Genomic DNA, 13,858 nt, shown 5'->3' on the forward strand with positions numbered 1-13,858 from the left:
AGGGCGGGTCGCACTTGCGGCCCGCCTTTTTTGTTAGAATCATGGGCTTCGCCTTGCCGCACCCCGTGTTGACGCCGGGGGCGGCTGTTTTTCATCCACAAGGAGAGTCCATGCGTCATTACGAAATCGTTTTGCTGATCCACCCGGATCAAAGCGAACAAGTTCCGGCCATGCTGGAGCGCTACAAGGGCATGATCACCACCGGTGGTGGCAAGATCCATCGCGTTGAAGACTGGGGTCGCCGCCAACTGGCCTACCAGATCAACAAGCTGTCCAAGGCACACTACCTGTGCGTCAACATCGAGGCTGACCAGGCCGTGATGAGCGAGCTGGAACACGCGTTCAAGTTCAACGACGCCGTGCTGCGCCACCTGACCGTGCAGAAGAAGAAGGCCGAAACTGGTCCTTCCAGCATGATGAAGGCGGTCGAGCGCGAGGAAGCCCGCAAGCTGGCCGCGCCCGAGCAGCGCGAAGGCCGCGAACAGCGCGCCGAGGCCTGATTCCGGAGCGTGACGTCGCCAACGGACATCAACCGGTTTGAACTGTCGGCCACCGTGGTGCAGGTCCAGAGCCTGCGCTACACACCAGCTGGCATACCCGCCGTCAATCTCGTGCTGGAGCATGAGTCCACGGTCACCGAATTGGATGTCCCGCGAAGCGTGAAGCTGCAACTCAAGGCTGTCGCATTCGGTGCGTTGGCCGAGACGCTCTCAAGGCAAAGCCTTGAGATGGTAGGCAGGTTTCAGGGCTTCATGGCCAACTCGCGCAACGGCAAAGGCGTTGTGTTCCATATCCAAGATTTCAGCAAGACATAGGAAAGGCCCATCATGGCTGCACCGAAACGTTTCAACAAAGACAAGCGCCCCAAGCGCAACACCCAATCGCTGCTGTTCAAGCGCAAGCGCTTCTGCCGCTTCACCGTCGCCGGTGTGGAAGAAGTCGACTACAAGGACGTGGACGTCCTGCGCGACTTCATCTCTGAAAACGGCAAGATCATTCCCGCCCGCCTGACCGGCACCCGCGCGATCTACCAGCGCCAGGTGACCACCGCCATCAAGCGCGCCCGCTTCCTGGCCATGCTGCCGTACAGCGACCAGCATCGCGTCTGATAGGGAGATTCACATGCAAATCATTCTGCTCGACAAAGTTGTCAACCTCGGCGCCCTGGGCGATGTGGTCAAGGTCAAGGACGGCTATGCCCGCAACTTCCTGATCCCCGCCGGTCGTGCACGCCGCGCCACGCAAGCCGCCGTGGCCGAGTTCGAGGCCCGCCGCGCCGATCTGGAGAAGGCCGCCGCCGCCAAGCTCGCCGAAGCCCAGGCCCTGGGTGAGAAGATCGCCGGCGTGAACCTGAAGCTGAGCCAGAAGGCCGGCGTGGACGGCCGCCTGTTCGGTTCCGTCACCAACCACGACGTGTCCGAAGAACTGAACAAGCAGGGCTTTGCCGTGGCGAAGTCCCAGGTGCGCATGCCCAATGGTCCGCTCAAGACCGTGGGCGAGTACACCGTCAGCGTGAACCTCCACACCGACGTCACGGTCGACGTGGCCGTCACGGTGCTGGGCGAAACCGCCTGATCTTCCGGACGGCTGCCGCCGTCCCGCAAAGGCCGCTGCCTTCGGGTCAGCGGCCTTTTTTTCTTGCGCGGGGTTTTCCTGCGCCATCCCCAGACTTTGCACGCTTTGTCCACAGACTTGTCCCATGACAGCGTGGTGGGTCGGGCGTACCATTTCAAGATTCACAGGATCGCCATGGCAGACGTCTTTTCCACTCCGTTTTCTTCTTTTGACGCTGGACTGGACGAAGTGAGTTTCGCCCCAGACCAGCAACTGGCCCAGCTGCGGGTGCCCCCGCACTCCATCGAGGCGGAGTCCAGTGTTCTGGGTGGGCTTCTGCTGGACAACGGCGCCTGGGACCGCGTGGCCGACCTGATCAACGACTCGGACTTCTACCGCTACGAGCATCGCCTGACGTTTTCGGCCATTGCGGCACTGGTCAACGCCAGCAAGCCCGCCGACGTGGTGACGGTGTACGAGCACCTGCAGAACCTGGGTAAGGCCGACGAGGCGGGTGGTCTGGCTTACCTCAATTCGCTCGCGCAGTACGTGCCCAGCGCGGCCAACATCCGGCGCTACGCCGAGATCGTTCGCGAGCGCGCCATCCTGCGCAAACTGGTTGCAGCCAGCGACGAGATTGCCACCAACGCGTTCAACCCGCAGGGCCGGCCGGTCGCCAAGATCCTGGACGAGGCGGAGCAGAAGATCTTCAAGATCGGCGAGGAAGGCTCGCGGATGAAGGAGGGCTTCCAGGGCATGGACACCCTGGTGGTGGACCTGCTGGACCGTGTGCAGGAGATGGCTGACAACCCCAACGACATCACAGGCGTACCCACCGGCTTCATCGACCTAGACCGCATGACCTCGGGTTTGCAGGCCGGCGATCTGGTGGTGCTGGCGGCACGGCCATCCATGGGCAAGACCGCATTCGCCATCAATATCGCCGAGCACGTGGCGCTCAATGAAGGACTGCCGGTGGCGGTGTTCTCCATGGAAATGGGCGCATCCCAGCTGGCGGTTCGTATCGTTGGTTCCATAGGCCGCATCAACCAGGGGCATCTGCGCACAGGCAAGCTGACCGACGACGAGTGGCCGCGTCTGACCGAGGCGATCGAGAAGCTGCGCAATGTGTCGCTGCACATCGACGAAACCCCGGGCCTCACGCCCAGCGAGTTGCGCGCCAACGCAAGACGTCTGGCACGCCAATGCGGCAAGCTCGGGTTGATCGTGGTCGACTACCTTCAGCTGATGAGCGGCTCCAGTACCTCGGGCGGTGACAACCGGGCAACCGAACTCGGTGAAATCTCGCGGGGCCTGAAGATGCTGGCCAAGGAGCTGCAGTGTCCGGTGATTGCGTTGTCCCAGCTCAACCGCTCGGTGGAGCAGCGAACCGACAAACGTCCCATGATGTCCGACCTGCGCGAATCCGGGGCCATCGAACAGGATGCGGACATCATCATGTTCATCTACCGTGATGAGTACTACAACCGCGAAACCTGCAAGGAGCCGGGCGTGGCCGAGATCATCATTGGCAAGCAGCGCAATGGCCCGACGGGGACAGTGAAGCTCGCCTTCCTGAACATGCTCACCCGCTTCGAGACGCTGGCGGGAAGTGGCATGGGAGGGGACGACTACTGATAGCGAATGCCCACGCATTCATGAAAAAAGCCCGACAGAGTCGGGCTTTTTTCATGTGTGTGCCGGCCTCCTTACAAGACCTCGGAGGCGAAGTCGGCCAGTCGCGAGCGCTCGCCGCGCGCCAGGGTGATGTGCCCCCCGTGCGGCCAACCCTTGAAGCGGTCCACCGCGTAGGTCAGGCCCGACGAACCTTCGGTCAGGTAGGGCGTGTCGATCTGGGCCAGATTGCCCATGCAGATGATTTTGGTGCCCGGGCCGGCGCGGGTGATCAGGGTCTTCATCTGCTTGGGCGTCAGGTTCTGCGCCTCGTCGATGATGACGTACTTGTTCATGAAGGTGCGGCCGCGCATGAAGTTCATGCTCTTGACCTTGATGCGGCTGCGGATCAGTTCGTTGGTGGCGGCTCGTCCCCATTCGCCAGCGCCACCGGCATCGCCCTTGGCCAGAAATTCGAGGTTGTCGTCCAGTGCCCCCATCCAGGGGCCCATCTTCTCTTCCTCGGTCCCAGGCAGAAAACCGATGTCCTCACCCACGCTGACGGTGGCACGGGTCATGATGATCTCAGTGTAGCGGCGATCGTCCAGTACCTGGGTGAGGCCGCTGGCTAGGGCCATCAGCGTTTTGCCGGTCCCGGCGGTGCCGGCCAGGGTGACGAAGTCGATCTCCGGGTCCATCAGCAGGTTGAGTGCGAAGTTCTGCTCGCGGTTTCGGCTGGTGACGCCCCAGACCGCATTCTTGAGGTGCGTGTAGTCCTTGAGGGTCTTGAGAACGGCTGTCTTGTCGCGGATCTCGGTCACTCGCGCGTAGAGGGAGGGCTCGCCCGGCGCTTCAAAATAGACAAACTGGTTGATGTGGAACTGTGTGACCGCCGGCCCGCTCACTCGGTAGAAAGTATGGCTACCACTCTGCCAGCTTTCGATGGTCTTGCTCTGGCGGGTCCAAAAGTCCTGCGGCAGCGCCAGAGCGCCCGAGTACAGCAGCTCGCCATCGTCCAGCGTCTTGTCGTTCTGGTAGTCGTCCGCGGCGAGACCGAGGGCGCGGGCCTTGACCCGCATGTTGATGTCTTTGGACACCAGAATGACTTCGCGCTGCGGGTGCTTGTCGCGCAGCGCCTGCACCACACCCAGAATCTGGTTGTCTGCCTTGCCCTGGGGCAGGCTGGTCGGCAGTTGTGTGTCCAGAGGTTCCGTCTGGAAGAAGAGCAGGCCACGAGCGGAGGCATTGCCGGTGGCCGAGAGCTTCAGGCCTTTGGTCATGTCGCCGCCGGTCTGGGCTGCGAGTGCGTCGAGCGTGCGGCTGGTCTGGCGGCCATTGCGCGCGACTTCGGTCATGCCTTTCTTGTGACCATCGAGCTCTTCGAGCACGATCATCGGCAGGAAGATGTCGTGTTCCTCAAACCGGAACAGGCTCATCGGGTCATGCAACAGAACGTTGGTGTCTAGCACAAACAGCCGGGCCGGGCCGCTGGACGCCGTTGTTTTGGCCGCACGGCGGCGCACCGGTTCGGCCGAGACTTCTGCCGCCGTCGGCTGTCTGTCTGTACTCAGTGTCGACGGTGTAGCTGCGACCACCTTCTCAACAATGGAGGGCACAGATGCTGTGCGAGTGCTGGGCGCCGCGGCTTTCGGCTTCTTTTTTGCGTCTGCTGGGGCAGAGGGGGGCGAAGCCTTGGCCTGGCGAGACTCCTGATGTGGAGGCACGGCAGGCGCAGAGGCTGGGAATTCGTCGAAGCTGTCCTCGCCGGCTTTCAGGTTGTAGGCCTCAGGAGCAAGCAAGGCGGCACGTTTGGATGGAGCGGGGGGCAGTGGCATGTGGGCGAGGGTTCAGCGCGGACCGGAAAACGAAAAAGCCGCCAGGAAAACCGGGCGGCTTTGCGTGACGCAAGGCAATCGAAGAGGCGTATGTTCAATCGGTCTGACCTGGGTCATGAACCCATTATGCACGACTGAAATGACGTTCCCGAATCGCGTTCAGGCGGCCTTCTTAAGGGTCTTGACAGCCTTCAGCACTTCTTCCACATGGCCCGGAACCTTCAGGCCACGCCATTCCTGCTTGAGTACGCCATCGGCGCCGATCAGGAAGGTGCTGCGCTCAATGCCCTTGACCTTCTTGCCGTACATGATCTTGTTCTTGACCACGCCGAACATGTGGCACATCTTTTCTTCCGTGTCGGCAATCAGCTCGAACGGAAGTTCCAGTTTGGCCTTGAAGTCGTCGTGCGACTTCATGTTGTCTCGGGAAACACCAAACACCTGTGCACCCGCCTTGACGAAATCCTTGTACTTGTCGCGGAACTGCATGGCCTCGGTGGTACAACCAGGCGTGTTGTCCTTGGGGTAAAAATACAGAACCACCGTCTGGCCCACATGCGACTGGTTGCTGACCTTGATGCCGCCGGTGGCCATGGCTTCAAATTCGGGAATGGGTTTGTTGACAACGACTGCCATGCTGCGTGGACCCCTGACGTAGGTTGGTGGAGATGCGTTGGTCTTCCCGTCGCCCTCCCTGGGCGACAGCCGCTCTCTGGCAGCGGTGGGAAAACAATCGGCTATTTTACCCCGAACGCGGGTTCGGGCGTCAGGCTTCGATCAGCAGGGCCGCCACCACGCGCCGGCCTTCGCCTGCGAGGATGTTGAAGGTTCGGCAGGCGGCCGGGGTGTCCATGGTTTCCACGCCAATGCGTTGTTCAATGAGCGGCCGCAGCAGGGCGGGAGCCACAAAACGAAGTCTGGTGCCGGACCCGAGCAGCACCAATTCAGGAGGAGGGCCATCGCCCCCTATGAGTTCCGAAAAATGCTCGGCAGTGAGTTCATCAAGGCGTGCCACGCCCCAGGGGCGAACGGTTCCCGAAGCCAGCAGCACCACGCTGGAGCTGTACCGCTCGCCATTGACCGCGATCCATCCGTCGCCATGGGCGGTGACTGACAACTGGTCAGGCTTGTCTGCATGAAGTTTCATCGGGTCGGTGGCGTCTGTCGGGGACGAGGTGCGCAGGAGAACTGTGGTCAAATTATGGGTTTTCCCCGAAGAGGTCGCGATCTTAGCGTGCGCCTGCCCGTAACCGTCCACACCTTGCCTCATCTGTCCGGAGGGACTTTGAAACCGATCCAGAAATCCGCCAAGCTGGCCAATGTGCTCTACGACGTTCGGGGCCCGATCGTCGACGCGGCCAAGCAGATGGAGGACGAGGGCCAGAAAATCATCAAGCTGAACATCGGCAACCTGGCGCCGTTCGGTTTTGACGCCCCCGAGGAAATCCAGCAGGACATGATCCGAAATCTGCCGAACTCGGCGGGTTACTCGGACAGCAAGGGTATCTTCGCCGCGCGCAAGGCGGTGATGCACTACACCCAGCAGCAGGGTGTGCAGGGCGTGACGCTGGACGACATCTACCTTGGGAATGGTGCCAGCGAACTGATTGTGATGGCGGCCAATGCGCTGCTGGACAACGGCGATGAACTGCTGGTGCCGTCGCCCGACTACCCCCTGTGGACGGCAGCAACCAGCCTCTCCGGAGGCACACCGGTGCACTACCGCTGCGACGAAAACAACGGCTGGCAGCCGGACCTGGCGGACATGCGTGCCAAGATCACGCCGCGCACGAAGGGAATCGTGGTCATCAACCCGAACAACCCCACCGGTGTGCTCTACAGCGACGAGCTGCTCAAGGGCATCGTGGCGCTGGCCCGTGAGTTCGGTCTGGTGCTGCTGGCCGACGAGGTGTACGACAAGGTGCTGTACGAAGGTGTGAAGCACACCGCGATGGCGAGTCTGTCCACTGATGTGCTGACCCTGACGTTCAATTCGCTGTCCAAGGCCTACAGGTCCTGCGGATATCGCGCCGGCTGGATGGTGTTGTCGGGTCCGAAGGAGATCGCCAAGGACTTCATCGAAGGCCTGAACATGCTGGCCAACCTCAAGCTCGGCTCCAACGTGCCGGGGCAGTGGGCGATCCAGACGGCTCTCGGTGGATATCAGAGCATCAACGACCTGGTCAAGGAAGGCGGGCGCCTGCGTCGCCAGCGCGATCTGGCCTACGAACTGATCACCGCGATCCCGGGCGTGACATGCGTCAAGCCGCAGGCGGCGCTGTACATGTTTCCCCGGCTCGATCCCAAGGTCTATCCGATCGAGGACGACCGGCAGTTTTTCATGGAAGTGCTGCGGGCGACCCGCGTGATGCTGGTGCAGGGGTCGGGCTTCAACTACCCGGACAACCAGCATTTCCGCATCGTGTTCCTGCCGCACGAAGACGATTTGCGCGAGGCCATCGACCGCCTGGCCAAGTTCCTGGAACAGTGGCGCCATCGCCACGGCACAGACGACTGATCATCAATGGTGCCGGGCAATGTCATCAATGCCCGAGCGACCGGCTGTCACTATCGGACAGGGCGGACAGCGCCCGAGTTTTTGTTGGAAATGAGTCAAGCATGAAACCCATCCAAGTAGGCCTGCTGGGCATCGGCACCGTGGGCAGCGGCACGTTCAATGTGCTTCAGCGCAACCAGGAAGAGATTCAGCGCCGTGCCGGTCGTGGCATTGAGATCACCATGGTGGCGGACCTGGACGTGGCGCGTGCACAGTCCATCGTGGGTCCGGACGTCAAGGTGGTGAACGACGCCCGCGCCGTGATCGCCAACCCCGACATCGACATCGTCATCGAGTTGATCGGCGGCTATGGCATCGCCAAGGCCCTGGTGCTCGAAGCGATTGCCGCCGGCAAGCACGTGGTCACCGCCAACAAGGCGCTGCTGGCCGTGCACGGCACCGAGATCTTTGCGGCTGCGTCGGCCAAGGGCGTGATGGTGGCCTTCGAGGCGGCCGTGGCAGGTGGCATCCCCATCATCAAGGCGCTGCGCGAAGGCCTGACAGCCAACCGCATCCAGTGGATCGCTGGCATCATCAACGGCACGACGAACTTCATCCTGTCCGAGATGCGTGACAAGGGCCTGGACTTCGACGTGGTGCTGAAAGAAGCCCAGCGCCTGGGCTATGCCGAAGCCGACCCGACCTTCGACATCGAAGGGGTCGACGCCGCCCACAAGGCGACGCTGATGAGCGCCATCGCCTTCGGTATTCCGGTCCAGTTCGACAAGGCCTACGTGGAAGGCATCACCAAGCTGGGTGCGGCCGACATCCGTTATGCCGAGCAGCTGGGCTACCGCATCAAGCTGCTGGGCATCACCAAGCGCACCGACAAGGGCGTGGAACTGCGCGTGCACCCCAGTCTGGTGCCGGCGAAACGGCTGATTGCCAACGTGGAGGGTGCGATGAACGCGGTGGTGGTGAACGGCGATGCCGTGGGTACCACTCTGTACTACGGCAAGGGTGCCGGCAGCGAACCGACCGCCTCGGCCGTGATCGCCGACCTGGTGGACATCACCCGCCTGCACACCGCCGATCCGCTCAATCGCGTGCCGCACCTGGCCTTCCAGCCCGATGCCATGAGTGATGCCGTCGTGCTGCCCATGAGCGAGGTCGTGACTAGTTACTACCTGCGTCTGCGCGTGGCCGATCAGGCCGGCGTGCTGGCTCAGGTGACCGGCTTGCTGGCCGGCGCCGGTGTGAGCATCGACGCGGTGCTGCAGCGCGAGGCCGACGAAGTGGGTGGAGAGGGGGCGACCTCGACCGACCTGATCATCCTGACGCACGACACGCGCGAAGGCACCATGAACGATGTGATCGCGCAAATGCAGGGCCTGCCCAGCGTGCTGGCGCCCATCACCCGCATCCGCAAGGAAGAGCTGAACTGAGATGCTGTACCTGTCGACCCGCGGCCACCCGGACCGCAAGCGCTTCTGCGAAATCCTGCTCGAAGGCCTGGCGCCCGACGGTGGCCTCTACCTGCCCGAGGCCTACCCGCAGGTCGACGCCGCCACACTGACCCGCTGGCGCGCCGTGCTGGCCGAGCAAGGCTATGCCGCTCTGGCCTTCGAGGTGCTGTCGCTCTACATCGACGACATTCCCGCCGCCGACCTGAAGGCGCTGTGCGAGAAGACCTACACGGCTGAGGTGTTCGGCACCGAGGAGATCGTGCCGCTGACAACGCTGGAAGACGGTCTGCAGCTCGAAGCCCTGTCCAATGGCCCCACGCTGGCCTTCAAGGACATGGCCATGCAGCTGCTGGGCAACCTGTTCGAGTACGAACTGGCGCGCCGCGGCGAGCAGCTCAACATCCTGGGCGCGACCTCGGGCGACACCGGCAGCGCGGCCGAGTACGCGATGCGCGGCAAACAGGGCGTGCGCGTGTTCATGCTCAGCCCGCACGGCCGCATGAGCGCTTTTCAGCAGGCGCAGATGTTCAGCCTGATGGACCCGAACATCCACAACATCGCGGTGGAAGGCGTGTTCGACGACTGCCAGGACATCGTCAAAGCCGTGTCCAACGACCTGGACTTCAAGCGCAAGTACAAGATCGGCACGGTCAACTCGATCAACTGGGCGCGGTTGCTGGCCCAGGTGGTCTACTACTTTGCCGGCTACTTCTACGCGACGAGGTCCAACGAACAAAAGGTGAGCTTTGCCGTGCCCTCTGGCAACTTCGGCAACGTCTGCGCCGGCCATGTCGCGCGCCAGATGGGCCTGCCGATCGGTCGCCTGTTCGTCGCGACCAATGAGAACGACGTGCTTGACGAGTTCTTCCGCACCGGCACCTACCGCGTGCGCGGCAGCGCCGACACCTACGAAACGTCCAGCCCGTCCATGGACATTTCCAAGGCCAGCAACTTCGAGCGTTTCGTGTTTGACCTGCTGGGGCGTGACGCCGCGCGCACCAAGCAGCTGTTCGACGACGAGCTGCGCCTGCATGGCCGCTTCGACCTGGGCCGCGACCCGCTGTTCGCCCAGGCCGCCAGCCGCTACGGCTTTGCCAGCGGCAAGAGCACGCACGCCAACCGCCTGGCCACCATCAAGGGCACCTTCGAGCAATACGGTGTGATGATCGACACCCACACCGCCGACGGCGTGAAGGTGGCGCGCGAATTGCGCCAGACGGGCGAGAACGTGGTGGTGCTGGAGACGGCGCTGCCGATCAAGTTCGCCGAGACCATCCGCGAGGCCCTGGGCCGCGACCCCGAGCGGCCGGCGAAGTTCGACGGCATCGAAGCCCTGCCCAAGCGCGTGCAGGTGATGGGTGCGGACGCGGTCGCGGTCAAGCGCTACATCACCGACCACTGCCCGGTCTGACGGGCCGCCCGGAAGGTCCCATGAGGGTCGTCGGTTTCGCAGGAACGTCGGGTGCAGGCAAGACCACGCTGATCGAACGCCTGATCCCGGCCCTCAAGGCGCGGGGTCTGCGCGTGTCGGTCATGAAGCACGCGCACTGCGGGCTGGAAACCGACCAGCCCGGCAAGGACACCTGGCGCCACCGCGAGGCAGGCGCCTACGAGGTGCTGGCTGCATCGCCCGAGCGGCTGGTGCTGCAGCGCAGCTTCGAACGGCCCCAGGAGCGCTCGGTGCACGACCTGATCCCGGCGCTGCACCCCGGGGTGGACTGGGTGCTGGTCGAGGGCTGGCGCGACAGCAACCTGCTCAAGATCGAGGTCTGGCGCGAAGCCACCGCCCAACCGGTCCGGTACCCGGACGACCCCTTCGTGGCGGCCATCGCCCTGCCATTGGCCGATGCTTTGCCCGAGGACACCCTGCGTCCGCGGCTGGATCTGGACGACCCCGATGCGGTGGCGGCCTGGCTGGTCGACAATGGGGACCGTTTCGACTACGACCCCGAAGCCTACGTTTGATCGCCACTGCGTTGACCCTATCGGCCGGGGCGGTGCCTCCAAGACCATGAACGCTTCCCAACCTGCCCGCAAACCCCTGATGGCGCTGGACGCCGCGCTGGCCGACCTGCTTTCTCGCGCGACACCGCTCGCAGCCACCGAAACCCTGGCCACCGTGCTGGCCGACCGGCGTGTGCTGGCCGAGGACCTGGTGTCGGCGCTGCACGTGCCGCCGCAGGACAACTCGTCCATGGACGGGTACGCCGTGTGCGTGGCCGACATCACCGAAAAAGGTGTTGTGCTGCCGGTCAGCCAGAGAATCCCCGCCGGCCACGCGGCGCAGCCGCTGGAGCCCCGCACCTGTGCCCGGATCTTCACGGGCGCGCCGGTACCCCCTGGCGCGGACGCCATCGTGATGCAGGAAGACACGCGTGAGGTCGGCGGCGATTTCCATGCCGTGCACATCGACGCCATCCCCGAGCCCGGCCAGTGGATCCGCCGCGCCGGCGAAGACGTGACACGAGGTGCCGTGGTGCTGCCGCGCGGCACGCGCCTGTCGGCAGCAAGCCTGGGCCTGGCCGCTGGCATCGGTGCGGCGCAGCTGCGGGTGACCGCCAAGCCGCGGGTGGCGCTGTTTTCGACCGGTGATGAACTGGTCATGCCCGGCGAGGTGCCGCCCGAACAGATGAAACCGGGCGCCATATACAACAGCAACCGCTTCTTCCTGCGCGTGCTGCTGGAACGGCTGGGCTGCGAGGTCAGTGATTTGGGCATCGTGCCCGACCGGCGAGAGGCCACGCTGGCAGCCCTCAAGACTGCGGCCGACCACCACGACCTGATCCTCACCAGCGGCGGGGTGTCGGTGGGCGAAGAAGACCACATCAAGCCCGCTGTGCAACAACTGGGCAGCCTGGACCTGTGGCAGATCGCCATGAAGCCGGGCAAGCCGTTTGCGTACGGCACAGTGCGGCGCGACGCAGGGGCCGGCGCAGACGCTCAAGGCCACTGCCACTTCATCGGCCTGCCCGGCAACCCGGTGTCGAGCTACGTCACCTTCCTGCTGCTGGTGCGGCCCTTCCTGCTCAAGCTGCAGGGGGCTGCGGGATCCGAATACCAGCCGCCCTTCAAGACCGTGAAGCTGCGCGCCGATTTCGACCTGCCGCGCGCCGACAAGCGCCGCGAATTCCTGCGGGTGCGCCGCAATGCCGACGGTGGCCTGGACCTGTTCCCCAACCAGAGCTCGGGCGTGCTGACCTCGACTGTGTGGGGTGATGGCCTGGTGGACAACCCGGCCGGCAGCACCATCGCCCGTGGCGACCTCGTGAACTACATCTCTCTTTCGGACCTGCTCGCATGAAGATCCAGCTGCGTTATTTCGCCTCCATCCGCGAGGCCATTGGCTCCGGCAGCGAATCCGTCGAAACCGCTGCGGCCACGCTGTCCGCGCTGCGCGACGAACTGATTGCACGTGGCGGTGCGCACGCCGAGGTGCTGGGGCGAGGCCGTGCGGTGCGCGTGTCGGTCAACCAGACCATGGCCGACGAGTCGGCCGCCTTGACCGACGGCGCCGAGGTGGCCTTCTTCCCACCCGTCACCGGAGGCTGAGCATGAACGCCAGGGTCAGCATCCAGACTGAAGACTTCGACCTGTCCGCCGAGGTCGCCCGGCTGCGGGCCGACCACAAAGGCGTCGGTGCGGTTTGCACGTTTGTGGGCACCGTGCGGGATCGCAACGACGGCCAGAGCGTCAGCACCCTGGAGCTGGAGCATTACCCTGGCATGACGGAGAAAGCCATCGAGCAGATGATCGACGAGGCCTTCAAGCGCTTTGACATCCTGTGCGCCCGGGTGATTCACCGTGTCGGCCTGCTGCAGCCGCTGGACCAGATCGTGCTGGTGGCCGTGACCTCGGCCCACCGCGGCGAAAGCTTCCAGGCCTGCGAGTTCCTGATGGACTACCTCAAGACCCAGGCGCCGTTCTGGAAGAAGGAACAGACGCCCGAGGGCGCGCGCTGGGTCGACGCGCGGGTCAGCGACGACGCCGCACTGGCCAAGTGGGGCATCGCCTTGAACAACGCCTGACGGGCTGTGAAGGTGTCCATGCCGCTGACCGCAGCCGACATCGAATCCATCGAACGCGCCACGCTCACGGCGGTGGCGCCCGAGCAGGTCGATGCCATCGACGGCTGGCTGCTACCCATGGACCCCGGCACGGTCGGCCGGGCCCACAGCGCGGTGCCACTGCACCATGGCGCCCACCCCCCGGCGCTGATCGGCACCATCGCGCAGCGTTACCGGGATGCCGGCTTGCGGCCGGTGTTGCGCCTGCCCGAGGTGCCGGCGTTTGAGCCCTGGTGGCCCGAGCTCAGGGCCCAGGGCTTCCGGCGCGAACAACCCACCCTGACCCAGACCGGTGTGCTGGATGGCCTGCTGGCGCTGGCGCCGAACGCCGACGGGGTGTCGCTGGACCCGCGACCTGATGCGGCCTGGATGGCCATGTTTCTGGGCGAGGGCATGGACCCGGTGGACGGCGCGAGCCGCTCGAAGGCGCTGTCCCGCGCCGAGGGCACGCTGTTCGCCAGCCTGCGACAGGGCTGCGAAACCCTGGCCTGCGGCGCCGCCTGTTATGCCCAGGGCTGGCTGAGCATGCACGGCCTGCGCACGGCCGCCCGCCAGAGGGGCCGGGGGCTGGCGGGGCGGATGATCCACGCGATGGCGCTGCAGGCACAGCGGCGGGGCATCACCCGGGCCTTTCTGCAGGTGGACGCTTCCAACGAGCCCGCCTTGGCGCTCTACCGCCGCGCCGGCATGGCCACCGCCTGGTCTTACGCCTACTGGAGAGCAGGGTAAGCCCCCTCGCGCCCCCGCTGCACGGGGCGCAGCGGGGCTTTGATGCGGGTCAATGCCGCTTGACCCCGACCGGCGCAAGGTCTTGAAATGATGGCGGTC

The 13,858-nt window shown here is 64.3% G+C and carries 16 protein-coding genes; 13 read left to right on the forward strand and 3 right to left on the reverse strand.

The features are described 5' to 3' along the window. The first annotated feature begins 110 nt into the window (after positions 1-110). From rpsF to dnaB, 5 genes are all read left to right on the forward strand, one after another. A complete protein-coding gene (gene rpsF / locus DD542_RS15400) occupies positions 111-500 on the forward strand; it encodes a 30S ribosomal protein S6 (RefSeq protein ID WP_066154575.1) in 390 nt (129 codons plus the stop codon). Positions 501-509: 9 nt separating this feature from the next. Beyond that, positions 510-815 carry a primosomal replication protein N gene (gene priB / locus DD542_RS15405; RefSeq protein ID WP_066154572.1) on the forward strand — a complete coding sequence of 102 codons (306 nt, stop codon included), beginning with the start codon at positions 510-512 and terminating at the stop codon, positions 813-815. A gap of 12 nt (positions 816-827) precedes the next feature. Continuing rightward, the gene (gene rpsR, locus DD542_RS15410) at positions 828-1,109 is read left to right on the forward strand and encodes a 30S ribosomal protein S18 (protein ID WP_066154570.1); all 282 of its coding nucleotides are present in this window, start codon (positions 828-830) and stop codon (positions 1,107-1,109) included. Positions 1,110-1,122: 13 nt separating this feature from the next. Then, entirely contained in the window at positions 1,123-1,575 is a 453-nt protein-coding gene (rplI, locus tag DD542_RS15415) for a 50S ribosomal protein L9 (protein ID WP_066154565.1), read from the forward strand. 174 nt (positions 1,576-1,749) lie between these two features. Further along, positions 1,750-3,192 carry a replicative DNA helicase gene (gene dnaB, locus DD542_RS15420; RefSeq protein WP_174545240.1) on the forward strand — a complete coding sequence of 481 codons (1,443 nt, stop codon included), beginning with the start codon at positions 1,750-1,752 and terminating at the stop codon, positions 3,190-3,192. 71 nt (positions 3,193-3,263) lie between these two features. Here dnaB and DD542_RS15425 read toward each other — a convergent pair whose 3' ends face one another. From DD542_RS15425 to DD542_RS15435, 3 genes are all read right to left on the reverse strand, one after another. Continuing rightward, positions 3,264-5,003, reverse strand: coding sequence for a PhoH family protein (locus DD542_RS15425; protein WP_079366094.1), 1,740 nt, complete (start codon positions 5,001-5,003; stop codon positions 3,264-3,266). A 159-nt stretch (positions 5,004-5,162) separates the two neighbouring features. After that, positions 5,163-5,639 carry a peroxiredoxin gene (locus DD542_RS15430; protein ID WP_066154557.1) on the reverse strand — a complete coding sequence of 159 codons (477 nt, stop codon included), beginning with the start codon at positions 5,637-5,639 and terminating at the stop codon, positions 5,163-5,165. Between the two features lie 130 nt (positions 5,640-5,769). Next, entirely contained in the window at positions 5,770-6,150 is a 381-nt protein-coding gene (locus tag DD542_RS15435; RefSeq protein ID WP_066154745.1) for an Mth938-like domain-containing protein, read from the reverse strand. A gap of 138 nt (positions 6,151-6,288) precedes the next feature. Between DD542_RS15435 and DD542_RS15440 the strand changes: the two genes are divergently transcribed. The 8 genes from DD542_RS15440 to DD542_RS15475 all read left to right on the forward strand — a co-directional run bounded on the left by DD542_RS15440 (position 6,289) and on the right by DD542_RS15475 (position 13,759). Further along, positions 6,289-7,521 (forward strand): pyridoxal phosphate-dependent aminotransferase, encoded by a 1,233-nt coding sequence (locus tag DD542_RS15440; RefSeq protein WP_127806242.1) that lies wholly within the window; start codon positions 6,289-6,291, stop codon positions 7,519-7,521. Positions 7,522-7,622: 101 nt separating this feature from the next. Next, positions 7,623-8,945 carry a homoserine dehydrogenase gene (locus tag DD542_RS15445; protein ID WP_079366095.1) on the forward strand — a complete coding sequence of 441 codons (1,323 nt, stop codon included), beginning with the start codon at positions 7,623-7,625 and terminating at the stop codon, positions 8,943-8,945. A gap of 1 nt (position 8,946) precedes the next feature. Then, positions 8,947-10,377: a threonine synthase gene (thrC, locus tag DD542_RS15450; RefSeq protein ID WP_127806243.1), complete on the forward strand. Its 1,431-nt coding sequence runs from the start codon at positions 8,947-8,949 to the stop codon at positions 10,375-10,377. Positions 10,378-10,397: 20 nt separating this feature from the next. Continuing rightward, positions 10,398-10,931 (forward strand): molybdopterin-guanine dinucleotide biosynthesis protein B, encoded by a 534-nt coding sequence (mobB, locus tag DD542_RS15455; protein ID WP_079366097.1) that lies wholly within the window; start codon positions 10,398-10,400, stop codon positions 10,929-10,931. Positions 10,932-10,977: 46 nt separating this feature from the next. Next, positions 10,978-12,267 (forward strand): gephyrin-like molybdotransferase Glp, encoded by a 1,290-nt coding sequence (gene glp, locus DD542_RS15460; RefSeq protein WP_127806244.1) that lies wholly within the window; start codon positions 10,978-10,980, stop codon positions 12,265-12,267. Beyond that, positions 12,264-12,515 carry a molybdopterin converting factor subunit 1 gene (moaD, locus tag DD542_RS15465; RefSeq protein WP_127806245.1) on the forward strand — a complete coding sequence of 84 codons (252 nt, stop codon included), beginning with the start codon at positions 12,264-12,266 and terminating at the stop codon, positions 12,513-12,515. Before glp ends, moaD begins: the two co-directional genes overlap by 4 nt. Positions 12,516-12,517: 2 nt before the next feature. Next, positions 12,518-12,991 (forward strand): molybdopterin synthase catalytic subunit MoaE, encoded by a 474-nt coding sequence (moaE, locus tag DD542_RS15470; protein ID WP_127806246.1) that lies wholly within the window; start codon positions 12,518-12,520, stop codon positions 12,989-12,991. Between the two features lie 18 nt (positions 12,992-13,009). Then, positions 13,010-13,759, forward strand: a complete 750-nt coding sequence (locus tag DD542_RS15475) for a GNAT family N-acetyltransferase (RefSeq protein ID WP_127806247.1) — start codon at positions 13,010-13,012, stop codon at positions 13,757-13,759. The last annotated feature ends 99 nt before the right edge of the window (positions 13,760-13,858 follow it).

The sequence above is a fragment of the Hydrogenophaga sp. NH-16 genome, assembly GCF_004006415.1.
GTDB classification, from domain to species: Bacteria; Pseudomonadota; Gammaproteobacteria; order Burkholderiales; family Burkholderiaceae_C; genus Hydrogenophaga; species Hydrogenophaga pseudoflava.

Coding starts and splice junctions, on each gene's coding strand:
- rpsF (WP_066154575.1), top strand. CDS start 111: ATGCGTCATTACGAAATCGTTTTGCTGATCCACCCGGATCAAAGCGAA.
- rpsR (WP_066154570.1), top strand. CDS start 828: ATGGCTGCACCGAAACGTTTCAACAAAGACAAGCGCCCCAAGCGCAAC.
- rplI (WP_066154565.1), top strand. CDS start 1,123: ATGCAAATCATTCTGCTCGACAAAGTTGTCAACCTCGGCGCCCTGGGC.
- dnaB (WP_174545240.1), top strand. CDS start 1,750: ATGGCAGACGTCTTTTCCACTCCGTTTTCTTCTTTTGACGCTGGACTG.
- DD542_RS15425 (WP_079366094.1), bottom strand. CDS start 5,003: ATGCCACTGCCCCCCGCTCCATCCAAACGTGCCGCCTTGCTTGCTCCT.
- DD542_RS15430 (WP_066154557.1), bottom strand. CDS start 5,639: ATGGCAGTCGTTGTCAACAAACCCATTCCCGAATTTGAAGCCATGGCC.
- DD542_RS15435 (WP_066154745.1), bottom strand. CDS start 6,150: ATGAAACTTCATGCAGACAAGCCTGACCAGTTGTCAGTCACCGCCCAT.
- DD542_RS15445 (WP_079366095.1), top strand. CDS start 7,623: ATGAAACCCATCCAAGTAGGCCTGCTGGGCATCGGCACCGTGGGCAGC.
- thrC (WP_127806243.1), top strand. CDS start 8,947: ATGCTGTACCTGTCGACCCGCGGCCACCCGGACCGCAAGCGCTTCTGC.
- mobB (WP_079366097.1), top strand. CDS start 10,398: ATGAGGGTCGTCGGTTTCGCAGGAACGTCGGGTGCAGGCAAGACCACG.
- glp (WP_127806244.1), top strand. CDS start 10,978: ATGAACGCTTCCCAACCTGCCCGCAAACCCCTGATGGCGCTGGACGCC.
- moaD (WP_127806245.1), top strand. CDS start 12,264: ATGAAGATCCAGCTGCGTTATTTCGCCTCCATCCGCGAGGCCATTGGC.
- moaE (WP_127806246.1), top strand. CDS start 12,518: ATGAACGCCAGGGTCAGCATCCAGACTGAAGACTTCGACCTGTCCGCC.
- DD542_RS15475 (WP_127806247.1), top strand. CDS start 13,010: ATGCCGCTGACCGCAGCCGACATCGAATCCATCGAACGCGCCACGCTC.